Raw genomic sequence first — 23,302 nt, 5'->3', positions numbered from 1 at the left:
GCCTTGGGCTGACGCGCGCGTCGATCGAGCCGGGGTCGTGGACGCCACGACGCCGGCCCGCTTCAACCCCCTCTCCGCCAAGGGGACGGCCCGTCTGTCCGACGAGACCTGGAGCGGCGCGTTCGATCTCGCGCGCGGCGACGTCGCCCTGGGCCGCCTGGGCCTGGCGCATGACGGACGGGCAGGGGCCGGCGGCCTGACCATCGACGTCCCGTCGGTCGTCTTCGCCGAGAACGGCCTGCAGCCGGACGACATCAGCCCCCTGGCGGGAAATGTCATCGGTTCGCCCGCGGTCGGCTCCGTCGCCTTCCAGGGCCGGGTCGACTGGCGCGCCGACGCCGAGGGCGCCAGCGCGGGCGTCCTGACCATTCCGGGCCTGGATTTCGTCAGCCCCGCCGGTCCGGTGAAAGGCCTGAGGGGCGCGGTCCAGTTCACCAGCCTGGCCCCCCTGACCACCGCCCCGGGCCAGCGCCTGACGGCGGACCTGCTGGAATCCGTCGCCCCGCTCACCGATATCGGCCTGACCTTCGGCCTGGACCAGGCGCCATGACCGTCGAGGGCGGGGACCTGGCCGTCGCGGGCGGAATCGTCCGGATCGAGCCCTTCGCGATCCCGCTGGACCGCACCCAGCCGGTCAGCGGCGTCCTGGTGCTGGAGAACGTCCAGCTGGGCCAGCTAGTCGATGAGGCGGGTTTCGGCGACAAGGTCAGCCTGGACGCCGTGGTCTCGGGCCGCCTGCCGTTCACCTGGCATCCCTCCACGGGGGTTCGCATCACCGCCGGCAGCCTGCAGGCGGTCAAGGCGGGCCGGCTGTCGATCCAGCGCGAGGCCCTCGTCGGCCTGGAAGCGGGCGGCGGCGGCGAGGGCGTGCCGCCCAACACCGTCCAGGACCTGGCCTACCAGGCCATGGAGAACCTCTCCTTCGACCTGCTTTCCGCCGAGGTGAACAGCCTGGATCAAGGGCGCCTGGGCGTGCTGTTCCACATCCGCGGCCGCCACGATCCGCCGCAGCGCCAGGAACTTCGGATTCCCATCGCCGAATTCATCAGCCGCCAGTTCCTGAACCGCCAGCTTCCGCTGCCGTCGGACACCGGGATCGACCTGACGCTGGACACCACCCTGAACCTGAACCAGCTTGTCAGCGACCTGATGGAGTTGAACCGCGCCCGCAACGGCGAGGCGGGCGTCGAACCGCCGGAAGCGTTGCCGTGATGTCGCCGGCTTCGCCGTTCAGAACCCGTTCACCCTGGTTCGCGTTAGATCGGCGCGGATCGAATGCGGAGACGCCTGCCATGACCCGGAACCAGACGCGCGGAGCCGTCGCCTTCCTCGGCCTTCTCGCCGTGGGCGTCGCCGCCTGCACGCCGACCGTGCGTCTGCAGGTCGATCCGATCCAGATCTACGCGAAACTCGACGCCGATGTTCGCGTGCGTCTCGACAAGGAGCTTCAGGACCTCCTGGCCGAGAATCCCAACCTGTTCTGATGCGCCAGAGTCTTCAAAAAAGGGCTGTCCCGATGTCATTCCGCAAAGTCTTCGTCATGGTCGCCGCCGTCGCGGCCCTGGGCGTCGCCGCGGGCGCGGCCTTCGCCCAGACCTCCCAGCAGAAGGCGCTGATCGACGCCGCCAAGGCCGAGGGCGTGGTGGGCGAGCAGGCCGACGGCTACGTCGGCTTCCGCACCCCCTCGTCGACGCCCGCCCTGAACGCCGCCGTCCAGGCCACCAACGCCGGCCGGCGTCAGGCCTACGCCAGCAGCGCCGCCGACGCCGGAACCTCGACCGAGGTGGCGGGCTCCCGGATGTTCGAGACCCAGCTCCTCCCGCGCGTCAGCTCGGGCCAGTGGTACCGCAACGCCCAGGGCCGCTGGGTCCAGCGCTAGGCGCGGATATCCAGGTTTCAGGACCGGGGGCCCGCCGACGGCTCGCCCCCGCCAGCGCGGCGCCCTAGGATCGCGCATGGCCCACCGTCTCGTCCGTTTCGTCCTCAGCGCCGCCCTGGCCATGCTGATCGCGGGCGTCGCCACGCTCGCCATCGGCTGGACGTGGCGCGCCATCGGCGGCGGCGGTTTGCCCCTTCACGGCTGGATCGCCCTGCTGATCGGAACCTTCGGCACGGTGGGGCTGGCCTGGGGCCTGATGGCGCTGGCGTTCAAATCCCATCGCGAAGGCTGGGACGACCGGGTCGACAACAGCCTGGACCCCGGACGCGAGGATCCGGACAGGGCCGACAAGCCTTGAGCATCCGGCCCGGGCGGGCGATAGGTCGCCCATGACCGAACCGGCCGCGCCCTCCTCCATCACCTATTCCGGCTATCTGGCGCTCGACGATCTGTTGGCCGCCCAGCATCCGCTGTCGGACCAGCATGACGAGATGCTGTTCGTCATCATCCACCAGACCAAGGAGCTGTGGCTCAAGCAGATCCTGCACGAGGTCGCCCTGGCCCAGAGCCTGGTCCGGGCCGGCGACCTGGTCCCGGCCTACAAGAGCCTGGCCCGCGTCAGCCGCATCCAGTCGGTGATGACGATGAGCTGGGACATCCTGGGCACCATGACCCCGGCGGACTATCTGCGCTTCCGCGGCGTCCTGGGGACGTCCTCGGGCTTCCAGAGCGACCAGTTCCGCCGCTTCGAGGCCATGCTGGGCCTCAAGGACGCCCGCTTCCTGCGCTTCCACGAGGAACGGCCGCACGCCCACGCCGCGCTGAAGGCCGCGCTGGACGCGCCCAGCCTCTACGACGACGCCCTGTCCCAGCTGGCGATCGCCGGCCTGCCGGTCCCCGTCTCGGTCCTGAACCGCGACGTCAGCCAGCCCTACCAGGCGTCCGAGGCCGTCGAGGACGCCTGGCTGGAGGTCTACCGCGACACCGCCCGCTGGTGGCCCCTCTATCAGCTGGCCGAGAAGCTGGTGGATCTGGACGACGCCCTGCTGACCTGGCGGCACAAGCACGTCGTGACCGTCGAACGGATCATCGGCCGGCGGCGCGGGACCGGAGGGACCGAGGGCGTCGCCTATCTGACAGAGACCCTCCAGCGCCGCTGCTTCCCGGAATTGTGGTCCTTACGCACGCGGCTGTGAGCCGCAGCCCCGCAACCTTCGCCTTTTCCGGACGCTTTGCCTGCATCCCTCGACCTGAGGAGCAGAGAGAGCATGGCCCACGCCAATCGCCACGACATCCAGGTCCTCAACGACCTGGTCCGCGCCGCCATCGACAGCGCGGATCTGTACCGCGACGCCGCCGGCGAGAGCGCGGATCCGGGCCACCGCGACCTCTTTGAACGCCGGGCCGCCGAGCGCCGTCGCGTCGCGGACGCCCTGGGGGCCGACATCCGCGCCCTGGGCGGCGAACCGGGGGTGGAGGGGTCGATCCTGGCCAAGGCCCAGCGCGCCTTCATGGACGTGAAGCACGCCCTGCTGCGCGACGAACTGAGCGTCGTGGGCGCGGTGGAGAGCGCGGAGGACACGGTCAAGAGCCGGTTCGAGAAGGCGCTGGAGGACTCCCACATCTCGGCCACCACCCGCGAGACCATCCGCCGCGCCTACGACCAGGTCCGGAATGGCCACGACCAGCTGCGCGACCTCAAGCACAGCCTCGAGGGACAGAGGGACGCCTCCAGCCGGTTGTTTCCACAGTAGCCGGGGTCGGGTCTGGGCCGGATATGGAAAGGGCCCCGGCGTCGCCGCCGGGGCCCTTCCTGTCTCTGAAAAGCCGGAGAGTCTTACGCTTCGTCGCCGGCGGTCTCGGCCACGCCGGTTTCCGGGACGGCCACGCCCTTGGGCGCGCGGGTCGTCTGCTTCTCGGCGATGCGGGCCGACTTACCGCGGCGGTCGCGCAGGTAGTACAGCTTGGCGCGGCGGACGACGCCGCGGCGCTTCACTTCGATGCTCTCGATGTTCGGCGACAGGATCGGGAAGACCCGCTCCACGCCTTCGCCGAACGAAATCTTGCGGACGGTGAAGTTCTCGTTCACGCCGCCGCCGGCGCGCGCGATGCAGACGCCTTCGAAGGCCTGGACGCGCTCGCGCTCGCCTTCCTTGATCTTGACGTTGACGCGCAGGGTGTCGCCCGGCTGGAAGTCCGGAATGGCGCGCGTCTCGACCAGACGGGCCTTCTCTTCGGCAGCGAGCTGCTGAACGATGTTCATCTCTATTCTCCTCGGGCTTTGGCGCCCTTTAGCTGTGAATTGGCGGGGCGGGCCCCGCGTGTGGTCAGTCTTTCGCGTTGCGGGCGGCCCAGAGGTCGGGTCGCCGTTCCCGCGTGGTCGTCTCCCGCTGCTCCTGACGCCACCGCGCGACCTTTTTATGGTCGCCCGACAGCAGGACCTCCGGGATCTCCAGCCCCTCGAACGTCCGCGGTCGCGTGTACTGCGGATGCTCCAGAAGGCCGTCCTCGAAGCTCTCCGAACTCAGGCTTTCGGCCTGGCCCAGCACCCCGGGGATCAGTCTCACGCACGCCTCGATCGCGACCATCGCCGCCGCCTCGCCGCCGGCGAGAACCGCGTCTCCGACCGAGACCTCCTCGAACCCGCGCGCGTCCAGCACGCGCTGATCCACCCCCTCGAAACGGCCGCACAGCACGACGATCCCGTCGGCCTTGGCCCATTCCTTGACGCGCGCCTGGGTCAGGGGCCGACCCCGGGCGCTCATGTACAAAAGCGGCCGTTGCGGTCCGGAAAGGCTATCGACAGCCCGGGCCACCACGTCCGCTTTGAGCACGGCTCCTGGGCCGCCACCCGCGGGGGTGTCGTCCAGGAAGCCGCGCTTATCTTCGGAAAAGTCCCGAATGTCCAGCGTTTCCAGACTCCACAGCCCCTTCTCGCGCCAGGCCGTGCCGATCAGGCTCACGCCGAGCGGCCCGGGGAAGGCTTCCGGGAACATGGTCAGGACGGTGGCGGTGAACGGCATCACAGGTTCTAGGGGCTGGGTTCTAAGGATTGGTTCTGGGACCAGGAGGACGGGCGGCGTCGCGGCCACATCATTCCCTAGCACCTAGACCCTGGCCCCTAGAACCTAGCAGTGCTGTCCCGCCGCCCAGCCGGACGACCAGGCCCACTGGAAATTGTAGCCGCCCAGCCAGCCGGTCACGTCCGACGCCTCGCCGATCACATAGAGGCCGGGAACCCTCGTCGCCGCCATCGTCTGCTGGTCCAGTTCGTCCGTCGCCACCCCGCCCAGCGTCACCTCGGCCGTGCGATAGCCCTCCGATCCCACGGGCTTGACCGTCCAGGCGTTCACCGCCTCGTCCAGCCGGCGCAGGGTCTTGTCGCCGACCTCCGCCAGCTTGCCCTGCACGCCCTCGCGCTCGCAGACGCTCTCGGCCAGGCGCCGGGGGACGATGTGGCCCAGGGCGGTGTGGACCATCTGCTTGCCGTTCTCGTCCTTGGCCGCCTTCAGCCGGGCGTAGACGTCCTGATCAGGCGCCATCCGCACGGTGATCGCCTCGCCCTCGCGCCAGTAGGAGCTGATCTGCAGGATCGACGGCCCCGACAGGCCCCGGTGGGTGAACAGCAGGCCCTCGGCGAACCGGGTCTCGCCGGCGGGCCGCCCGGGCGCGCCCCGGTCGGCGGGGACGCGATGGCCCACCACCGCCTCGACCGACAGGCCGGCCAGCGGAGCCAGCTTTTCCAGCAGGCCCGGCTCGAAGGTCAGCGGAACCAGAGCCGGCCGCGTCTCGGTGACCCGAAGCCCGAACTGGCGCGCCGTCTCATAGGCCCAGCCGGTCGCCCCCATCTTGGGGATCGACTTGCCGCCCGTGGCCAGCACCAGGGACGCGCTGCGCACCACCGATCCGTCCGACAGCGCCGCTTCGAAACCCTCGCCCGACCGCGTCACCCGGTCCACGGCCGCGCCCAGCGACAGCACCGCGCCCGCCTCGCGCATGTCGTCCGTCAGCATGCGGATGATCTGCTTAGCCGAGTCGTCGCAGAACAGCTGGCCGAGGGTCTTCTCGTGCCAGGCGATCCCCGCCCGATCGACCCGCTTGATGAAGTCGTGCTGGGTGTACCGCTTCAGCGCCGAGGTCGCGAACCGCGGGTTCTCGCCCAGGAAGTTGGCCGGGCCGGTTCCCAGGTTGGTGAAGTTGCACCGCCCGCCCCCCGAGATGCGGATCTTCTCACCCGGCGCCCGTGCATGATCGATCACACGCACGCTGCGGCCCCGGCGTCCGGCCTCGATGGCGCACATCATGCCGGCCGCGCCGGCGCCGACGATCAGGACATCCATCTGGGAAGGCTTCATCGCCCCGTCCTGACAGTCCTCCGCCCGCGCGTCCAGCGACGCTCGACGACGGATCGATCGGGGCACGCTGGCCGGGCCGTCGCCTCGCCTGCCGAGTCAATACGAGATCCAGATAGACTGGTTGCTCCAGACGCTGGCCTCGAAGGCGCAGTACCCGTAGTTGGGCGGGACCGGCGAAAGCTCGGTCCAGGGGATATAGATATCGCCCCAGCCTGCGCCGCCGGCGAAGGAGCCCAGGACGAGGTCGGAACAGGCCTGGCCCAGAATGCTGTAGCCGACGTTCATCATCACCCTTGGCCCGAAGAAGACATCAGGCGTGATGGTCCATGTTCCGTGCGGCGCCAGCGCAGCGGTGGAACACCATGGGTTTGCACCGTCGAACGTCGGATCCAGCACCGTTGCGGACCCTGTCGCATCTATGCTCACGGTGAAGCTCAGATCACAGGCAAGGTGGCCGTCCCCGAGTTTCGCATAGCCGTAGAAATAGACATCCGTCGATGTCGGGCCGAAAGTCTGGGCCATGGCCGGGGAGGGCAGGACGGCGCCGGCGATCAGCGCGACGGCGGGCCAAACCAGGCTCTTGAACACTTCGAACCTCCCATTTTCTGATCTGGGGGATGAGGCGTCCGAGACGAATACACGCCATGCGCGCACATCGCAACTAATTACAGCTCTGTCAGTATCCCTGTGGCGCGGAGGTCAGTGCGCCTCGTCCCAGTTCCCTGCCGCGCGCGCATCCACCACCAGCGGCACGGTCAGCGCCACGGCCGGTTCCGCCGCCCCTTCCATCACCCGCTTGATCACCGCGATCGCGCGGGCCGCCTCCGCTTCCGGAGCCTCGAAGACCAGTTCGTCGTGGACCTGGAGCAGCATCCGGGTCGTCAGCCCCGCCTCGGCCAGCGCCGCCGGCATGCGCATCATCGCCCGGCGGATGATGTCGGCCGCCGCGCCCTGAATGGGGGCGTTGATGGCGGCGCGCTCGCCGAACTGACGCTCGGCGCCCGATTTGGAATGGATCGCCGGGATGTGGATCTTGCGGCCGAAGACGGTCGAGACGAAGCCGCGCTCGCGCACCTCGGCCCGGGTCGCGTCCATATAGGCGCGGATGCCGGGGAAGCGCTCGAAATAGGTCTTGATGTAGGCCCCGGCCTCGCCCTGGTCGATGCCCAGCTGATTGGCCAGGCCGAAGGCCGAGATGCCGTAGACGATGCCGAAATTGATCGCCTTGGCCCGGCGGCGCGTCTCGGGGTCCATCTGTTCGACGGGGACGCCGAACATCTCGGAGGCCGTGGCCGTATGGATGTCGATCCCGGCCTTGAAGGCGCGCTTCAGCTCCGGGATGTCGCCGATATGGGCCAGCAGGCGCAGCTCGATCTGGCTGTAGTCGGCCGAGATCAGCACATTGCCGGGGCCGGCGATGAAGGCCTGCCGGATCTGCCGGCCGGTCTCGGTGCGGATCGGGATGTTCTGCAGGTTGGGGTCGGACGAGGCCAGACGGCCGGTGGTCGCCGCCGCCAGCTGGTAGGAGGTGTGGACCCGGTCGGTCTTTTCGTCCGCCGCGTCGATCAGGGCGTCGGTGTAGGTGCCCTTCAGCTTGGACAGCTGGCGCCAGTCCAGCAGCACGCGGGGCAGTTCGTGGCTGAGCGCCAGCTCTTCCAGCACCGAAGCCTCGGTGCCCCACTGGCCCGACGCCGTCTTCTTGCCGCCGGGCAGGTTCATCTCGCCGAACAGGATGTCGCCGATCTGGCGCGGGCTGCCGACGTTGAACGGCCGCCCCGCCAGGTCCTGGGCCCGCTGCTCCAGCTCGGCCATGCGCAGGCCGAACTCGCTGGACAGGCGACGCAGGCGGTCCGGATCGACGCGCACGCCCTCGCGCTCCATGCCGGCCAGGGTCTCGGGCATGCCGCGTTCCAGCGTCTCATAGACCGTGGTCAGGCCCTCCTCCGCCAATCGCGGCTTGAGGATGCGCCACAACCGCAGGGTCACGTCCGCGTCCTCGGCGGCGTAGCAGGTCGCCGGTTTCAGCTCGACGTGCTTGAACGACTTCTGGCTCTTGCCGGTCCCGGCCACCGATTTGAACGGAATGGGATCGTGGCCCAGGTGCAGGCGCGCCAGCTCGTCCATGCCGTGGCCGTGCAGACCGCCTTCGAGCACATAGGAGATCAGCATGGTGTCGTCGTAGGGCGCGACGCGGATCCCGCGCCGGGCCATGACGGCGATGTCGTACTTGCCGTTCTGCATCACCTTCAGGACGGCCGGATTCTCCAGCAGGACCTTCAGCCGGGCCAGGGCGGTCGGCTTGTCGATCTGGGTCAGGGGTTCGCGCGCCTCGGCCGCGTCGCCGAAATCCAGCCCGCCGTCGCCCGCCGCCGGCGTGTGCTCGTGGGTCAGCGGCACATAGCAGGCCGCGTTCGGGCCGACCGCCAGGGAGACGCCGCACAGCCCCGCGTGGGTGGCGCTCAAGGCGTCCGTCTCGGTGTCGAAGCCGACCACCCCGGCCTCGGTCGCGCGGGCGATCCAGGCGTCCAGCTCCTCCAGCGTCTGGACGCAGACGTAGGCGTCGACGTCGAACGGCTGCGCCTCGACCGCCGCCGAGGGTTCGGACGGGGCGTAACGGGGGGTCAGGACCGGCGCGGTCGGGAAGGCGGGCGCGGGCTTCTTCGGCGCGAAGGCCGAACCGTCCTTCTGGGGCGTCTTGCCGTCGCCGACGCGATTGCGCAGCGAGCGGAACTCCATCTTGTCCAGGAAGTCGCCGAGAACCTCGGGGTCCGGGTCCTTCATGACGAAGTCGTCGATCGGCTCGGGCGCCGGGGCGTCGCAGGTCAGCCGGACCAGTTCGCGGCTGAGGCGGATCTGGTCGGCGAAGCCGATCAGGGTCTCGCGGCGCTTCGGCTGCTTGATCTCGCCCGCGCGGCCAGCAGCGTGTCCAGGTCGCCGTATTCGTCCAGCAGCTGGGCGGCCGTCTTGGGGCCGATGCCGGGGGCGCCGGGGACGTTGTCGACGCTGTCGCCGATCAGGGCCTGCAGGTCGATCATCTTCTCGGGGCCGACGCCGAACTTCTCGAAGACCGCCTCCTCGGCCAGACGCCGATCCTTCATCGGATCCCACATCACCACCGAGGGCCCGATCAGCTGCATCAGGTCCTTGTCGGAGCTGACGATGACCGCCTCGCCGCCGGCGTCGCGGGCGCGGCAGGCGTAGGTCGCGATCAGGTCGTCGGCCTCGTAGCCCGGCAGCTCCACGCAATGGACGCCGAACGCCGCCGTGGCTTCACGGACCAGGGGGAACTGCGGGATCAGGTCCTCGGGCGGCGGCGGCCGGTGGGCCTTGTACTGGTCGTAGAGGTCGTTGCGGAACGTCTTCTCGGAATGGTCGAAGATGGCCACCAGATGGGTCGGCCCGTCCGCGCCCTTCATGTCCCGGAGCAGCTTCCAGAGCATGTTGCAGTAGCCCTGGACCGCGCCGACCGGCAGGCCGTCGGATTTGCGCGTCAGGGGCGGCAGGGCGTGATAGGCGCGGAAGATGTAGGCCGAGGCGTCGATCATCCACAGCCGCAGCGCGGGGCCGTCCTGGGTCAGCGGGCGGTCGGCGGTCTCGGGCGCGGCGTCGGTCATGGCGGGAACATAGGCGGGCGGATCGTCGGCGTCACCGCCCCTCGCCGTTCCATCACCGTCCCGGGCGCAACTCTTCGGGCATGGCCTCGAAGTCGGGCATGACGCTCTCGGGGTCGGCGGCGCTGATCAGGACCGGGAAGGCGGCGCCCAGGCGACAGAAGAAATCGCGGCGCGTCGTCGAGCCGCTGACGAAATGGAAGTTCACGGCCGCCTCATAGGCCGCGGCCCCGTCGCCGGGCTCGACCTTCAGCGCCAGGATCGCCCGGGTCCCGCCGTCGGCCAGCACCTCGGCGTCGACGGCGGTCACGGTCGCCTGGCCCTTGCGCCCATGGCTTCGCAGGAAATCGTGGAGCGCCGCGCCGATATCGCTCCTGCCCGTCAGATCGACCCCGTTCTCGGTCGGAATCTCGCCGCCCATCATCGCGGCGGCCCGTTCGGCCGCGCGGCGTCCCTGGACGTCGCTGGTCTCGATCTCGTCCCACAGGACGTTGAACCGGCTCGGGTCGCCGCGCTCGAACTCGATGGGCAGCACTTCGCCCGCAGCCGGCCATTTACTGACCCGCGCCATGCCGGACTTGGTCACCGCCGTGGGCGCCAGGCCCGGACCGGTCACCACCCCGTTCAAGCGATAGTTCGAGGCGTGGGCGTCGTCCGGCGGCAGGCTGGCGGCGATCACCGTCAGCTTGCCGCGCACCGGATCGGCCAGCTTCAGGCCGCGCATCAGCCGGGAGCCGATGAACCAGGCGACGATCCCGCACAGCAGGATGCCGCCCAGCGTCCCGCCGATGATGGTCGCCTCCATTCAGCCGCTCCGCGCCGTCGGGATTGGAAGGGCCGTCATGGGATCAGGAGATCCAGGTGTTTCGGCACTCGCTTACCGTCCATCCCGCGAAGCCGGACCGGACGCGGCACTCATAGCCCATGCCGGCCAACGGGCCGTGCAGGATGCCCGTCTCGACGATCGCGCCCTCGCCGTCGTACCGAGGACGCTTGAACGACACCCACTGGACCCGCTGCTCCGGCTCACGGGTCCGCTGAGGATCGTAGGTCGAAGGGAAGCTGACGCCGTACCGGCTCCAGTCGCAGCGCGGCGCCCAGTCCGAGCCCTCGGCGTCCAGCCACAGCGGGGGCGCCAGAGTGTCGGTCGTGTTGAAACGATAGTGTTCCTTGGCGATGGCGGCGATCACCGCGCAGTCGTTCCCGTCCGCCGCGGGCCCCGGTCCGGGCTCCGGCGACGGCGCCACCGCGCATCCCGGAAGAGCGAAAGCGGCTACGACGGCGGCGGTCAGGGCTCGCATGGCGGCTCCTACTTCGAGCGCAGGCCGGTGATCGTGCGATTGGGCGCGATGTCCTCGGCCGAGGTGATCAGGTGAACGAGCGCGGGGCGGCCGGCGTTCCGCGCGGCCTGGAGCGCCGCCGGGAAGTCCTCGGTCCGTTCGCATCGGACGCCGAAGGCGCCGAAGGCCTCAGCGTACTTCACGAAGTCGGGGTTCTTCAGGTCGGTGGCGATGACGCGCTCGGCCCCCGGATAGTGGCCTTCCTGGTGCATGCGGATGGTGCCGTAGGTTCCGTTGTCGACCACGACCACCACGGCGTTGATCTCGTACTGGACGGCGGTGGCGATCTCCTGGCCGGTCATCAGGTAGTCGCCGTCGCCGGCGATGCAGATCACCTCGCGGTCCGGATGCGCGCTCTTGGCCGCCAGCGCCGCCGGATAGCCGTAGCCCATGGCGCCGGACGTCGGGGCCAGCTGGGTGCGGCGGGCCCGGTGGCGGTGGAAGCGGTGCAGCCAGGCGGCGAAATTGCCGGCGCCGTTGGTCAGGATCGCGTCCGCCGGCAGGGCCTCGGCCAGATGACGGATCACCTCGCTCATGTTGACCGCGCCGGTCACCGCAACCGGGGCGATGAAGGCCTGGTAGTCGGCGTGGGCGGCGGCCGCCTGGTCATGCCAGGTCCGGCCGGGATAGATCGTCGCGATCGCCAGGGCGGCCAGCGAATTGTCCGCCGTCGCGCCCAGCAGGGCGGGCCAGACGCGGCCGACCTCTTCCGGTCCGGGGTGGCTGTGGACCAGCCGGCCGCCGATCTCCGCCCGGTCGAACAGGGTGTAGCCGAGGGTCGGGTTCTCTCCCAGCCGCGCGCCGACGGCGACGATCAGGTCGGCCTCCTTCACCCGGGCGATCAGCTTGGGGTTCGGCCCCAGGCCCAGGTCCCCGGCGTAGTTCGGCCGATCGTTCGAGACCAGGTCCTTGCGCCGGAACGACAGGGCCAGCGGCAGGCCCAGCCGCTCGGCCCAGTCGGCGATCGCGGTCGTCGCCTCGTCCGTCCATCCGGATCCGCCCAGGATCAGCAGGGGGCGTTCGGCCGTCGACAACCGGTCCTGCAGCGCGGCGACGAAAGCCGGATCGGGCGCCGCCTTGACCGGAACCACCGGCCGCTTCGGCGCTGGGCCGCCGTCCGCGTGCAGCATGTCCTCCGGCAGGGCGATGACCACCGGCCCCATGCGGCCCTGAAGGGCGGTGGAGAAGGCCCGCTCGACCACCTCGACGGTGCGTTCGGGGCTCTCGATCTCGGTCGCCCACTTGGCCAGGCCGCCGAACACCTCGCGGTAGTCGACCTCCTGGAAGGCGCCGCGGCCCCGGTCGGTCAGGGCGATCTGGCCGACGAACAGGATCATCGGGGTGGAATCCTGGTGCGCGGTATGGACGCCGATCGAGGCGTGGGTCGCGCCCGGCCCGCGGGTGACCATGCAGACCCCTGGTCGGCCGGTCAGCTTGCCATAGGCCTCGGCCATGTTGGCCGCGCCCGCCTCATGCCGGCAGGCGATCACCTGGATCCGGTCGCGCACGTCGGCCAGGGCGTCCAGCACCGCCAGATAGCTTTCGCCCGGCACGCAGAAGACGCGGTCCACGCCGTTCAGGACCAGGGTTTCGACAAGGCGGCGGGCGGCGGTGTTCGCGGGCTGGGTCATCTCGGCGACCTAGCAGATCGCACCCCGGCTTGACCATGCAACCCTACGGCCACGCTTGCGTTTACCGCCAAGGTTTCAACGCCAAGGACAACGCCTATGAAGAAGATCGCCATCCTGACCCTGGTCGCCGCCGCCCTGGCCGTGTCGGCCTGCAACACCATCTCCGGCGTCGGCCGCGACGTTCAGGCCGTGGGCGGCGCGGTGACCTCGGGCGCCGAACAGGCCAAGAACTGAGATCAGGGCCCGCCCTCGCCGGCGGGCCTTTTCGTATCGGCCGTCGCGAAGGCGTCGCCTTCGCGGGCCACATTGACCTCGTGCAACGGAGACGCGTCATGGGCATGCTCGACGACATCATGGGAAATCTGGGGCAGGACGCCGGCGGCGGCATCGCCGACCTGCTGAAGGGCCAGGGCGGCGTCGGCGGCCTGGTCGAGAAGCTCGGTCAGAACGGCCTGGGCGATCTGGCGGCCTCGTGGGTCGGCAAGGGCGGGAACCTGAACATCTCGCCGGAACAGATCAGCCAGGTCCTGGGCTCGGGTCCCATCGCGGACTTCGCCCAGAAGCTGGGCATCTCGCCCGAACAGGCCAGCGAAACCATCGCCGGCCTGCTGCCGGAAGCCATCGACCGCCTGACCCCCGGCGCTCCGTCGACGGCGCCGACGACCTGCTGGGCAACCTGCCCGGCGGCCTGGGCGACATGATCGGCGGCTTCTTGAAGCGCTAGAACTCCCACCCGCTTTTCGTCATCCCCGGCCTTGTGCCGGGGATCCATGGACGCGGGAGGCCGCCGCCGGAGTCTCCAGCGTCGACAACCGTGTTCATGGATGGCCGGGACAGGCCCGGCCATGACGCATGTCGCGAGCGCTCAAGGATTTCCAAGCCTGAGTCTTTGATCAGGCCTAGTACTCCACGCCGGTCAGATACAGGCCGTCCGAGGGCGCGACCGGACCGCAAGCGGCGCGGTCGCGCGCCTCCAGCGCGGCGGCGACATCCTCCACCGACCAGCGGCCCAGGCCGGCCTCCGCCAGGGTTCCCGTCATGGAGCGGACCTGGCGATGCAGGAAGCTGCGCGCCTCGAACACCAGATGGACCTCCTCACCGACACGGGTCACGCGCGCGACGTCCAGCGTCTTCTCGGGCGACTTCGACTGGCAGTTCACGTCCCGGAAGGTGGTGAAGTCGTGCAGGCCGACCAGCGCCTGCGCCGCCCGGTGCATGACCTCGGCGTCCAGCGGCTTTTTCACATGCCAGACCCGGCCCAGGTCCAGGGCGGGCCGGCCGGGCCGGTTGAGGATGCGGTAGAGGTAGCGCCGCCCCTTGGCCGAGAAGCGCGCGTGCCAGTCGGGATCGACCTCGGCGCAATCCAGCACCGACACCTCCTCCTCGACCATGTGCGCGTTCAAGGCGTTCATCACCGTGCGCGCCGGCCAGGCCTTCTCCAGGTCGAAGCTGACCACCTGGCCGGTGGCGTGGACCCCGGTATCGGTCCGGCCGGCGGCGGCGATACGCACCGTCTCGCCGCAGAAGGCCTTGAGCGCCGTCTCGATCGCGCCCTGCACCGTCGGCTGGCCGGCCTGGGCCTGGAAGCCGTTGTAGCCCGAGCCGTCGTATTCGATAGTCAGCCGGTAGCGGGGCATCAGGCCAGCACGGTCCCCGCCGGCAGGGCGAAGCCGCGCAGCAGCTCCTCGGCGCTCTGGGCGGCCTTGCCCGCGCGCTGGACGCGCAGCAGGCGCACCACGCCGTCGCCGCCAGGCGATCCGCAGCTCGCCTCCAGGACCTCGCCGGGCGCGCCGTCGCCCCGCGCCGAGACCCTGGACATCAGGGCCTTGATCCGGACGGTCCGTCCTCGGTCTCGACCTCGAACCAGGCCCCGGGGAAGGGCGACAGGCCGCGAATGCGGGCGTCGACCTCGGCCGCCGGCCGGGTCCAGTCGATCCGGGCCTCGGCCGGGGTGATCTTCCTGGCGTAGGTGGGCTCGCCGACCTGTTCGGTCCCGGTCGCCCCGCCTCGTTCAATGGCCGCCAGCGCGCGGGGCCACAGGCTGGCGCCGGTGTGGGACATGCGCTCCGACAGGGTGGCGGCCGTGTCGTCCGGGCGGATGTCCATGATCTCGGACAGCAGGATCGGTCCCTCGTCCAGCCCTTCCGACATCCGCATGATCTGCACGCCGGTCTGGCGGTCGCCGGCCATGATCGCCCGCTGAATCGGCGCCGCCCCGCGCCAGCGCGGCAGCAGGGATCCGTGCAGGTTGAAACAGCCCAGGCGAGGCGCCTCCAGCACCTCGGCCTTGAGAATCTGGCCGTAGGCGACGACGCAGGCCGCATCGATGTCCAGCGACCGGAAGGTTTCGATCGCGTCCGCCGCCTTCATCGAGTCCGGCGTGAACACCGGCAGCCCCATCGTCTCGGCGAAGGCGTGGACCGGCGAGGGCGTCAGCTTCTGGCCCCGCCCGCGGGGCCGGGGCGGCTGGGAGTAGACGGCCACGACCTCGTGGCCCGAGGCGATGAGCTCGGCCAGGGACGGCACGGCGAAATCGGGGGTGCCCATGAAGGCGAGGCGCATGGCGGGTCCGAAAAGCAGCAAACCGCGCTCAAGTAGCGCGAAGCGCGGTAGCGCCCAAGGAGACTTCTTATTCCCAGCGCGTGAAGACGCCGCCGCCCTCGTCCCACTCGCCGCCCGCGTCCAGGGCGTCGTCGAAGTCGAGCAGCCGGTCCAGCAGCACGCCGGCGATCACGCCCACCGCCGCCACGCCGATCAGGGCCGCGACGCTGGCGAAGCCGACCTTCTCGTTGCGGGTCAGCCGGCGACGGCCGCGGGGATCGATGATGCGGTCGCGGTTGCGCTTCAGACGGGCCATCAGGCGGCGAGCCTCGCGGCCTTCTTGACCTTGGCCACCGCCCGCTCGCGCTTCAGGCGCGACAGATGGTCGATGAACAGGACGCCTTCCAGGTGATCCATCTCGTGCTGGATGCAGACGGCGTACAGGCCTTCGCATTCTTCTTCGACGGTCTCGCCGGCGTAGGTCATGTACTTGACGCGCACCCGCGCCGGCCGTTCGACAGCGTCGAAATACTCGGGCACCGACAGGCAGCCCTCTTCGTAGCTGAACAGCTCGTCCGACGACCAGACGATTTCGGGGTTCACGAAGTAGCGCGGATTGGGCTTGCGGGCCTCGCCGTCGGCTTCGTTCGAAGCCTCCGTAGCCTCGCCATCGCCCAGGTCCATGACGATCACCCGGCGCGTGTCGCCGATCTGCACGGCGGCCAGGCCGATGCCCGGCGCCGCGTACATGGTCTCCAGCATGTCGTCCATCAGGGCGCGCAGTTCGTCGGTCACCGGCCCCTCGACGGGAGCGGACACCTGCTTGAGCACCGCCAGGTCGGCGGCGTTGTCGATGGTCAGAATGCGACGGACGGCCATGGGCGCGAGGTAGTCGCGAAGGGCTCAAAGGTCAAGATTTCCCAGCGCCGCAGTCGGATTTGCGGCCCGTCACGCCCCCTCGGCGGGCAGCGCCCGCGGGCGCCGCTGGTCGTCGATCGCGACATAGGTGAAGACCCCTTCCGTCACCCGGACGGACTCGGCGTGGGCATGGTTGCGGGGCCGTTTCCAGGCCTCGACATGGACGCGGATGGAGGTCCGGCCGGTCTTCACGACCCGGGCGTAGATGGAGACCTCGTCGCCGACCGACACCGGCTGGTGGAAGACCATCCCGTCCAGGGCGATCGTGACGCAGCGTCCCTGCGCCAGCTCGAAAGCGGGCGTCGCGCCGGCCAGGTCCATGTGGGCCAGGAGCCAGCCCCCGAAGATGTCGCCTTCCGGGTTGGTGTCCGCCGGCATCGCGATGACGCGTCCCACCGGCTGTCCGGTCGGCCGCGCGGGCAGGACGTCTTGGGTCAAGGCGGGGCTCCGGGGGCGGGAAAGGCCGTCATATCCTTCGCCCGGACGCCCAGGGCAAGGGCCGCCGGGTCCCCGGGGGCGGCCACAGCTGTCGACTATCCCCAATACAATGTTCGACAGGACCCTTGGTTGTTAGCAAAGGATTCACGCACAATTGCTAGTTGTACCTGTGCAGTATGGGGGTGTGTGGCGTGATATTGACTCTTGTTCTCAGCGCAATCTGCCTCTCCGTCGTCCTGACGGTCACGCTGATCAGGTTACGCCAACTTGGGCGGCCTGGAAATCATCCCTTCCACACCACCCGGATCTCGGCGGCCGTCGCCGACAACATTAACCCTGTCGTCCGCGACCTTGAGCAGGCTCGCGCCGAAAACCGTCGGCTCTCCGTCGCCAACGCCGCGCAGGCCGGCTACCTGACCGGCCTGAACCTGGCGCTTCGCCGGCCGCTGGGCGACCTGACGGGCCTCGCCGAGGGGCTGTTGTGCGACGCCCAGGCGCTGGGCCTGACGCCGGATCAGCAGGATCGCATCCGCGGCATCGCCGAGCGCGGCGCGGGCATGATGGGCGTGCTGGACCGGGTCGGCGCGCTGACGGAGCTGAGCGGCAAGGGGTTCCACGTCCGCCCCGAACGCCTCGATCCCCGCTGGGTCGCTCACGACGCGTTCGCCGCGATGAAGGCCGCCGCGGACGCCAAGGCCGTGACCCTGAAGCTGGCCGAGCGGGCCGCCAACCCGCCGGTCAAGGCCGACCCGCAACGGCTGCGCCAGCTGCTGGTGAACCTTCTCACCTACGCCATCCGCGACAGCGCGCCGGAGTCCGAGATCCGCCTTTCGGTCGCCGGCGGCGCGACCGGCGTCGTCCTAAGCTTGAGCGCGCCCGGCGTGATCCTGTCGGACCGCCAGATCGACCAGCTGTTCGAACCGCCGTCGCCGGAGTTCCAGTCCGATTTCGATCTTCTGGGCGCGTCCATCTCCAGGAGCGTCGCCGAAGCCATGGGCGGGACCCTGGTCGCGGCGCGCGAGCCGTCCGGCGGGCTGCGGATCGACCTGACATTGCCGCCCGCCGAACCCCTGGCGCCGAGCCAGGAGGGCGACGACGCCCCCGGGAACGCCCACCTGCTGCTGATCACCGGCAATCCGGCGGCGGCGGCGGCCCTTCGCCGAGGGCTTCAGCCGCTCGGCGCCCCGGCTGTTCGTGGCCGCGGCCGAGGACGACCCCGTCGGTTTCGCCCGCGACCTCCGGCCGGACGCGATCCTGATCGACGCCGATCCGATGCCGGACGCTCTCCAGCTGAAGATCCTCCTGGACGCCAGCCCGATGGCGCGCGGAATCCCGGTGATCGGCCTGACCGCCCGCCATACGCCCTGGGACGAACGCCAGGCCCTGAACGCCGGCTTCGCCGCCTGGACGCCCTGGCCCGTACAGGCCGGCGCCCTGCGTCGGATCACCACCGCGGTGATCGAACTCTCCCTCCACAGGAAGGCGGCCTGACATGGCTTCCCCCCCTCCGCGCAGAACGCGCCTCAGCGCCAATGAGCACGGCAACGCCGCCGTGGAGTTCGCCCTGGTCGGGCCCCTGTTCCTGATGCTTCTCGTGAGCCTGGTGGTCTACGGCGGCTGGTTCTGGATGGCGGCCGAGGTCCAGCACCTTTCCGCCGAAGGCGCCCGCGCCGCCGTCGGCGGCCTGTCCGACGCCGAGCGAAACAGCCTGGCGCGCAGCACCGTCGCCGCCGACAGCAAGGCCGGCGGCATCATTCCGCCCTCCGACATCCTGGTCAGCGTCGCCAGCGCCAACGGCTCGGTGTCCGTCACCGTCAGCTATTCCGCCAAGGACCACCCCCTGATGGCGTTGGCCGGCCTGGTGCCGGCCCCGCCGATGACGATCACGCGGGTGGCCACGTCGGCGACCGGGGCGGCGGTGAGATGTCTCTCCGGCGCTGGTTCCGCGAGGACGGAGGCGCGGTCGGCATCATGGCCGCGGTGGGCGGCGCCCTGGTCTGCGTCATCGCTGGCGTGGTCATCGACACCGCCTCGGTGGCCTATGAGGCCCGCCGCTACCAGGGGGCCGCGGACCTCGCCGCCCTCGCCGCCGTGGCCAATCTGAGCCGGCATCAAAACTTCGCCGAGGCCACGGCCCTGGCCAACATTCCCGACGCCCTGACCATCGTCTCGAGCACCGGCGTCTATGACCCCAACCCCAACCTGGCGCCCGGGCAACGGTTCTCCACCACGGTGCCGGTGGGAAGCGTTCCCAACGCCGCGCGCGTGACCGTGTCGGGCCGTGCGCCCCTCTACTTCGGCAGGCTGGTCCTGGGTCGCGAGACCGTGGCGGTCAGCCGGACGGGCCTGGCGACCCTGCCCCGGCGCGAACCCGCCGCCTCCTTCTCCATCGGCTCGCGGCTGGCCCGCCTGGACGGCGGCCTGGCCAACCAGGTCCTGGGCGCCCTGACCGGCAGTTCGGTCCAGTTGACGGTGATGGACTACAACGGCCTGGCGGACGCCGATATCAACCTCCTGTCGTTCACCGACGCCCTCGCGCTCAAGGCCGGCCTGAACGTCGGCGACTACGACGCCTCCTGGACGCCGAGGTCAAGGCGGCCGACGTCCTCAAGATCGTCGAGGACCTCACCGACGGCGCGGATTCCGGCCTGCAGAAGCTGGTCCTCGCGGCGGGCGATCTCCGGCTCAGGGTCGGGGACCTGATCGGCACCGACGTGACCAGCACCGACGGCGTCCGCGGCGCACTGGACGCCACGGTCTCGGCGCTTGACCTGACCACCGCCGTCCTCGAGATCGCCGGCGGCGACCGTCAGGCCCGGCTGGAGACCGGCGTGCACGCCGGCCTGGCGGACGTTGACGTCTGGCTGGCCATCGGCGAGCGGCCCAACCAGTCGCCCTGGCTGGCGGTCAGCCGCACCGGCGAGCCGATCATCCGCACCGCCCAGACCCGCCTGTATCTGGAAGCCCGGACCGCCCAGGCGCTGGGCGGCCTGGCCCAGGTCCGCCTGCCCGTCCTGATCGAGCTGGCCGCCTCCGAAGCCCATCTGACCGACATCCGCTGCGGCGCCGCTCCGCAGGTGACGCTGAGCGCCCGCCCCGGTGTCGCCCGGGCGCGCATCGGATCGGTCGACACCGCCAAGCTGAACGACTTCAAGCAGGCCCTGGCCGTCCAGCCGGCCACCCTGGTGTCGGTGCTCGGGCTCCTGACCATCACCGGGGCCGCCGACATCGAGGCGGCCAGCCCCCAGCCGACCTCGGTGGTCTTCGACCAGCAGGCGATCGACCAGCAGACCGTCAGGACGGTCAAGTCCACGGGCTTCGTCTCCGGCGTGGTCTCCAGCCTGGTCGGCCGCCTGACCCTCAGCCTGAACGGCCTGGACCTCGGCGGACTTCTCGGCCTGGTCAAACCCCTGCTAATGACGGTCAGCCCGGTCCTCGACGCCCTGGTGGACGGCCTGCTGGAGGTCCTGGGCCTGTCCGTGGGCGAAGCCGATCTGGTCGTGCGCGGACTGTCGTGCGGCTCCACCGCCGACACGCCTGTGCTGGTGGGCTAGGGCTAATCGAGATTCAGCCCCACCCGTCATTCCGGGCGTCCGAAGGACGAACCCGGAACCCAGGCGTTTGAATCCGGCGTCGATCCGGGTCAGCGGCGTGACCGCGGTCCTGGGTTCCGGGTTCTTTCGCTGCGCTCAGCCCCGGAATGACGATCTCCGGGACGCCGGAATCCCTGAACGTCGATTGGCTCTAGGGCGGCTTCCGGTTCAGAAAGAGAGCGCCCCGACCGCCGTCGGCCGCGAGGCGGTAAGATGGCGCACCCGACACGATTCGAACGTGTGACCTTTGCCTTCGGAGGGCAACGCTCTATCCAGCTGAGCTACGGGTGCGTCTGTCGGCGCGAGGCCGGGACGAAGGCCTCTACAGCAGGAGCGCGCGGCTCTCAATCCCGAATGCGCGACGGGGAGCCGATCGGCATTCTGGACGATTTGTAAGGTTTGGCCCGGGAACGGCTGGTCTAGCGTGCCGGCGCCGGACGAAAGGGAGGTTCCGATGCGCGCCCTGCTCTTGGGATTGCTGATGCTGGTCGGCGCCTGCGCCGCCACCCCGGGCGCGCCGTCGCCCGCGGCCTGCCGGCCGAGGCGACACGCTGGACGCGGTCGCCCGCGACTACGTCGCCCTGATCCTGGAGATCGGCGAGCGCGAGCCGGGCTATGTCGACGCCTACTACGGCCCCGCGGAATGGCAGGCCGCCGCCCACGCCAATCCGCGCACCGTGCCCCAGCTGATCCAGGGGGCCGCCGGCCTGACGCAACGGCTGGAGTCCATCTCGACCGCGGGCGCCGAACCCGCCGTCGTCCAGCGCAAGAAATACCTGCTGGCCCATGTCTCGGCCGCCGCCGCGCGCCTGCGGATGCTGTCCGGCGAGAAGATGGGCTTCGCCGACGAGGCCTACGCCCTGTTCGGCGTCCGGCCCGAGCTGAAGCCGCTGGCCGACTTCGACCCCGTCCTGGCCCGGATCGACGCCCTGCTGCCCGGACCCGGCTCACTGACCGACCGGGTCACCGAGTTCAAGTCCCACTACGTCATTCCCAAGGACCGGCTGCAGCCGGTGATGGACGCCGCCATCGCCGAATGCCGCAGGCGGACGCTCCAGCACATCCGCCTGCCCGCGGACGAGAGCTTCACCCTGGCCTTCGTCGGCGACAAACCCTGGTCGGGCTACAACTATTACCAAGGAAATTCAGCGTCCAGGATCGAGATCAACGCCGACTTCCCGATCTACACCGAGCGCGCCGTCGACCTGGGCTGCCACGAGGGCTATCCGGGCCACCACGTCTACAACGCCCTCTTGGAGCGGACCTTCGTGCGCGAGCGCGGCTGGGTCGAGATGAGCGTCTATCCGCTGTTCAGCCCCATGTCCTTCGTCGCCGAGGGCAGCGCCAACTACGGGATCGACCTGGCCTTCCCGGGCGACGAGGCCGTGCGGTTCGAGCGCGAGGTGCTGTTCCCCCTGGCGGGCCTGGACCCGTCCACGGCCGAGAAGAAGGCCCAGCTGGCGGCCCTGACCCGGCAGTTGGCGCGCGCCGAATACACCATCGCCGACGACTATCTGGCCGGGCGCATCGGCCGCGAGGCCGCCATCGATCAGCTGATGAAATACGGCCTGACCGACCGGGCCAAGGCGACGCAACGCCTGCGCTTCATCGACACCTACCGCAGCTACATCATCAACTACGGCCTGGGGCGCGACGTGGTCCAGGCCTGGGTCGAGGGCCAGGGCCGCGATCACTGGCGCGGCATGGAGACCCTGCTGTCCAGCCAGATCCTGCCCGCGGACCTGCTCTGACGCCCGCCCCTTCGCCTTGAACGGGCCGCGGGGTCAGGCGTGAGGCCTCAGGCCAGGTCCTCGATGTCCGTCTCGGTCAGTTCGCCCGGCACGATGGTCACCGGCAGCTTTCGCCCGGTGAACGCCGCGCCCTGTTTGACCACCGCCGAGACCAGCGGGCCGGGACCGCGCCCGCCGTCGCCGGCCGCCAGCACCAGGATCTTGATGTCCGGATCCTCTCCGACGACCTTGCGGATGCAGCCCTGCGGCTCGCCGCGCTCGATCAGCAGCACCGGCATGGCGCCCGAGCGCTCGGCGGCCTCGCCCGCCCATTTGTTCAGAGACGCCTCGGCCTCGGCCCGCGTCTGCCGCTCGATCTCGTCGCGCACCCCCGCCCAGTGGGCGTCGGACGCCGCCGGCGGGATGATGCGGAGCATCACCACCCGTCCGCCCGTCGAGCGGGCCCGACGGCTGGCGTAGCGCAGCGCGCCCTCGAACTCGGGGCTGTCGTCCACGACGACCAGAAACTTGCGCGGCATGGGCGGCCCTCCGTCAGCCGCCCACGCTAGCAGATCGCCACAGCCGGCGCACAGGCGCTCGACGTCACCCCTTTTCGCCGTCATGGCCGGGCTTGTCCCGGCCATCCATGATCACGAACGACGCCGCGGGCGAACATCGACCCTTCGCGATCTTGGATTCCCGGCACGGGGCCGGGAATGACAGGTACGGGTGGCGTTTTCTCACCCCGCCGACGACGCGATCTCCCGGATCACCGAGTTGGCGATGGTCAGCTTGGCGAACGTCCAGCCCGAACCCGAGGATTCGATCTCGTCCACCGAGGCGCGCACGCCCTCCACCGTCGCCTGCCGCGGCCCGATCCAGGCGTCCACCGCCTGTTCCGCCGCCTGCTCGCTGGCGCCGACCGAGGCGTTGGAGCCCTTGGCCGCCGCCCGCGTCAGCGTCATCTGCTCGGCCATCAGGTCCTCGATCAGCCGGCGCACGGCCAGCCGGTCGAAATGGTCGGCCGACGGCACATTCGCCCGCGCGGCGCGCAGCCGATCGAAGTCGAAGGCGGCGCCGACCTGGTGGTACAGCATCGCCATCGCCGGCTCCGGCCAGCCGGCCTCGCGGGCCAGGTCGCCGATGTCGGCGGTCGCCACCAGCGGACGCAGCATGGCGAAGTCGCGCGCCATGGCCTCCGAGGCGCCCAGGGCGGTGAAGTCGCGGATGCGGGCCTCGAACCGGGCCTGCTCGAAGCGCGACAGG

The 23,302-nt window shown here is 70.1% G+C and carries 26 protein-coding genes, 1 tRNA gene and 3 pseudogenes; 13 read left to right on the top strand and 17 right to left on the bottom strand.

The window, feature by feature from the left end:
• The 7 genes from AC2W7C_RS00995 to AC2W7C_RS00965 all read left to right on the top strand — a co-directional run.
• The coding region (locus AC2W7C_RS00995) for an intermembrane phospholipid transport protein YdbH family protein (RefSeq protein WP_485999773.1) at positions 1 to 550 on the top strand (550 nt) is incomplete at its 5' end.
• Positions 547 to 1,212, top strand: coding sequence for an intermembrane phospholipid transport protein YdbH family protein (locus AC2W7C_RS00990; protein ID WP_485999772.1), 666 nt, complete (start codon positions 547 to 549; stop codon positions 1,210 to 1,212). The genes AC2W7C_RS00995 and AC2W7C_RS00990, both read left to right, overlap by 4 nt.
• An 80-nt stretch (positions 1,213 to 1,292) precedes the next feature.
• Positions 1,293 to 1,484, top strand: a complete 192-nt coding sequence (locus AC2W7C_RS00985; protein WP_485999771.1) for a YnbE family lipoprotein — start codon at positions 1,293 to 1,295, stop codon at positions 1,482 to 1,484.
• A gap of 32 nt (positions 1,485 to 1,516) precedes the next feature.
• Complete coding sequence (locus AC2W7C_RS00980; RefSeq protein WP_485999770.1) at positions 1,517 to 1,879, top strand: YdbL family probable chaperone protein; 363 nt, start codon at positions 1,517 to 1,519, stop codon at positions 1,877 to 1,879.
• Between the two features lie 76 nt (positions 1,880 to 1,955).
• Complete coding sequence (locus tag AC2W7C_RS00975) at positions 1,956 to 2,237, top strand: hypothetical protein (protein WP_485999769.1); 282 nt, start codon at positions 1,956 to 1,958, stop codon at positions 2,235 to 2,237.
• A 31-nt stretch (positions 2,238 to 2,268) separates the two neighbouring features.
• Positions 2,269 to 3,075 carry a tryptophan 2,3-dioxygenase gene (locus AC2W7C_RS00970; RefSeq protein WP_485999768.1) on the top strand — a complete coding sequence of 269 codons (807 nt, stop codon included), beginning with the start codon at positions 2,269 to 2,271 and terminating at the stop codon, positions 3,073 to 3,075.
• Between the two features lie 72 nt (positions 3,076 to 3,147).
• Positions 3,148 to 3,633: a PA2169 family four-helix-bundle protein gene (locus AC2W7C_RS00965; RefSeq protein ID WP_485999767.1), complete on the top strand. Its 486-nt coding sequence runs from the start codon at positions 3,148 to 3,150 to the stop codon at positions 3,631 to 3,633.
• 83 nt (positions 3,634 to 3,716) lie between these two features.
• Here AC2W7C_RS00965 and rplS read toward each other — a convergent pair whose 3' ends face one another.
• The 8 genes and pseudogenes from rplS to AC2W7C_RS00925 form a co-directional block, all read right to left on the bottom strand.
• Positions 3,717 to 4,142: a 50S ribosomal protein L19 gene (gene rplS, locus AC2W7C_RS00960; RefSeq protein WP_485999766.1), complete on the bottom strand. Its 426-nt coding sequence runs from the start codon at positions 4,140 to 4,142 to the stop codon at positions 3,717 to 3,719.
• A 64-nt stretch (positions 4,143 to 4,206) separates the two neighbouring features.
• Positions 4,207 to 4,902: a tRNA (guanosine(37)-N1)-methyltransferase TrmD gene (trmD, locus tag AC2W7C_RS00955; RefSeq protein WP_485999765.1), complete on the bottom strand. Its 696-nt coding sequence runs from the start codon at positions 4,900 to 4,902 to the stop codon at positions 4,207 to 4,209.
• Between the two features lie 105 nt (positions 4,903 to 5,007).
• Positions 5,008 to 6,234 (bottom strand): BaiN/RdsA family NAD(P)/FAD-dependent oxidoreductase, encoded by a 1,227-nt coding sequence (locus AC2W7C_RS00950; protein WP_485999764.1) that lies wholly within the window; start codon positions 6,232 to 6,234, stop codon positions 5,008 to 5,010.
• A gap of 96 nt (positions 6,235 to 6,330) precedes the next feature.
• Complete coding sequence (locus tag AC2W7C_RS00945; RefSeq protein WP_485999763.1) at positions 6,331 to 6,822, bottom strand: hypothetical protein; 492 nt, start codon at positions 6,820 to 6,822, stop codon at positions 6,331 to 6,333.
• Between the two features lie 111 nt (positions 6,823 to 6,933).
• A pseudogene (gene polA, locus AC2W7C_RS00940) lies at positions 6,934 to 9,848 on the bottom strand (DNA polymerase I).
• A gap of 52 nt (positions 9,849 to 9,900) precedes the next feature.
• The gene (locus tag AC2W7C_RS00935) at positions 9,901 to 10,650 is read right to left on the bottom strand and encodes a hypothetical protein (RefSeq protein WP_485999762.1); all 750 of its coding nucleotides are present in this window, start codon (positions 10,648 to 10,650) and stop codon (positions 9,901 to 9,903) included.
• A 43-nt stretch (positions 10,651 to 10,693) separates the two neighbouring features.
• Positions 10,694 to 11,146: a hypothetical protein gene (locus AC2W7C_RS00930; RefSeq protein WP_485999761.1), complete on the bottom strand. Its 453-nt coding sequence runs from the start codon at positions 11,144 to 11,146 to the stop codon at positions 10,694 to 10,696.
• Between the two features lie 8 nt (positions 11,147 to 11,154).
• Positions 11,155 to 12,816 (bottom strand): thiamine pyrophosphate-dependent enzyme, encoded by a 1,662-nt coding sequence (locus AC2W7C_RS00925; protein WP_485999760.1) that lies wholly within the window; start codon positions 12,814 to 12,816, stop codon positions 11,155 to 11,157.
• 96 nt (positions 12,817 to 12,912) lie between these two features.
• Between AC2W7C_RS00925 and AC2W7C_RS00920 the strand changes: the two genes are divergently transcribed.
• Both AC2W7C_RS00920 and AC2W7C_RS00915 read left to right on the top strand, forming a co-directional pair.
• The gene (locus AC2W7C_RS00920; protein ID WP_485999759.1) at positions 12,913 to 13,050 is read left to right on the top strand and encodes an entericidin A/B family lipoprotein; all 138 of its coding nucleotides are present in this window, start codon (positions 12,913 to 12,915) and stop codon (positions 13,048 to 13,050) included.
• 98 nt (positions 13,051 to 13,148) lie between these two features.
• Positions 13,149 to 13,517 carry a YidB family protein gene (locus tag AC2W7C_RS00915; RefSeq protein WP_485999758.1) on the top strand — a complete coding sequence of 123 codons (369 nt, stop codon included), beginning with the start codon at positions 13,149 to 13,151 and terminating at the stop codon, positions 13,515 to 13,517.
• A gap of 198 nt (positions 13,518 to 13,715) precedes the next feature.
• Here AC2W7C_RS00915 and truA read toward each other — a convergent pair whose 3' ends face one another.
• The 5 genes and pseudogenes from truA to AC2W7C_RS00890 all read right to left on the bottom strand — a co-directional run bounded on the left by truA (position 13,716) and on the right by AC2W7C_RS00890 (position 16,653).
• The gene (truA, locus tag AC2W7C_RS00910) at positions 13,716 to 14,453 is read right to left on the bottom strand and encodes a tRNA pseudouridine(38-40) synthase TruA (RefSeq protein ID WP_485999757.1); all 738 of its coding nucleotides are present in this window, start codon (positions 14,451 to 14,453) and stop codon (positions 13,716 to 13,718) included.
• Positions 14,453 to 15,378 (bottom strand): annotated as a pseudogene (gene fmt, locus AC2W7C_RS00905) (methionyl-tRNA formyltransferase). Before fmt ends, truA begins: the two are co-directional and overlap by 1 nt.
• 67 nt (positions 15,379 to 15,445) lie before the next feature.
• The gene (locus AC2W7C_RS00900; protein WP_485999756.1) at positions 15,446 to 15,673 is read right to left on the bottom strand and encodes a hypothetical protein; all 228 of its coding nucleotides are present in this window, start codon (positions 15,671 to 15,673) and stop codon (positions 15,446 to 15,448) included.
• On the bottom strand, positions 15,673 to 16,236 hold the full coding sequence (gene def, locus AC2W7C_RS00895; protein WP_485999755.1) for a peptide deformylase: 564 nt from the start codon (positions 16,234 to 16,236) through the stop codon (positions 15,673 to 15,675). The genes AC2W7C_RS00900 and def overlap by 1 nt, the downstream gene beginning before the upstream one ends.
• A 69-nt stretch (positions 16,237 to 16,305) precedes the next feature.
• Positions 16,306 to 16,653 carry an acyl-CoA thioesterase gene (locus AC2W7C_RS00890; protein WP_485999774.1) on the bottom strand — a complete coding sequence of 116 codons (348 nt, stop codon included), beginning with the start codon at positions 16,651 to 16,653 and terminating at the stop codon, positions 16,306 to 16,308.
• 251 nt (positions 16,654 to 16,904) lie between these two features.
• On the opposite strand from AC2W7C_RS00890, the gene AC2W7C_RS00885 reads away from it, so the two are divergent.
• The gene (locus tag AC2W7C_RS00885; RefSeq protein WP_485999754.1) at positions 16,905 to 18,299 is read left to right on the top strand and encodes a sensor histidine kinase; all 1,395 of its coding nucleotides are present in this window, start codon (positions 16,905 to 16,907) and stop codon (positions 18,297 to 18,299) included.
• 22 nt (positions 18,300 to 18,321) lie between these two features.
• Here the strand turns inward: AC2W7C_RS00885 and AC2W7C_RS00880 are convergent, their stop codons facing one another.
• Positions 18,322 to 18,525 (bottom strand): hypothetical protein, encoded by a 204-nt coding sequence (locus AC2W7C_RS00880; RefSeq protein ID WP_485999775.1) that lies wholly within the window; start codon positions 18,523 to 18,525, stop codon positions 18,322 to 18,324.
• Between the two features lie 111 nt (positions 18,526 to 18,636).
• Here AC2W7C_RS00880 and AC2W7C_RS00875 point away from each other — a divergent pair, with 111 nt between their 5' ends.
• Both AC2W7C_RS00875 and AC2W7C_RS00870 read left to right on the top strand, forming a co-directional pair.
• Complete coding sequence (locus AC2W7C_RS00875) at positions 18,637 to 19,416, top strand: pilus assembly protein TadG-related protein (protein WP_485999753.1); 780 nt, start codon at positions 18,637 to 18,639, stop codon at positions 19,414 to 19,416.
• 11 nt (positions 19,417 to 19,427) lie between these two features.
• Positions 19,428 to 20,267: a Tad domain-containing protein gene (locus AC2W7C_RS00870; protein ID WP_485999752.1), complete on the top strand. Its 840-nt coding sequence runs from the start codon at positions 19,428 to 19,430 to the stop codon at positions 20,265 to 20,267.
• A gap of 253 nt (positions 20,268 to 20,520) precedes the next feature.
• Here the strand turns inward: AC2W7C_RS00870 and AC2W7C_RS00865 are convergent.
• Positions 20,521 to 20,597, bottom strand: a tRNA-Arg gene (locus tag AC2W7C_RS00865).
• 386 nt (positions 20,598 to 20,983) lie between these two features.
• Here AC2W7C_RS00865 and AC2W7C_RS00860 point away from each other — a divergent pair.
• Positions 20,984 to 22,057 (top strand): hypothetical protein, encoded by a 1,074-nt coding sequence (locus AC2W7C_RS00860; protein WP_485999751.1) that lies wholly within the window; start codon positions 20,984 to 20,986, stop codon positions 22,055 to 22,057.
• Between the two features lie 47 nt (positions 22,058 to 22,104).
• On the opposite strand, the gene AC2W7C_RS00855 is transcribed toward AC2W7C_RS00860, so the two are convergent.
• Together AC2W7C_RS00855 and AC2W7C_RS00850 are read right to left on the bottom strand one after the other, a co-directional pair.
• A complete protein-coding gene (locus AC2W7C_RS00855) occupies positions 22,105 to 22,575 on the bottom strand; it encodes a universal stress protein (protein ID WP_485999750.1) in 471 nt (156 codons plus the stop codon).
• Between the two features lie 201 nt (positions 22,576 to 22,776).
• Positions 22,777 to 23,302 (bottom strand): annotated as a pseudogene (locus AC2W7C_RS00850) (NAD-glutamate dehydrogenase); the annotation flags it as partial.

The sequence above is a fragment of the Brevundimonas sp. CURTG3B2_SDJG genome (assembly GCF_057364705.1).
The sequence above is the reverse complement of the archived record's forward strand: the minus strand, read 5'-3'. Positions and strand labels throughout refer to the sequence as shown.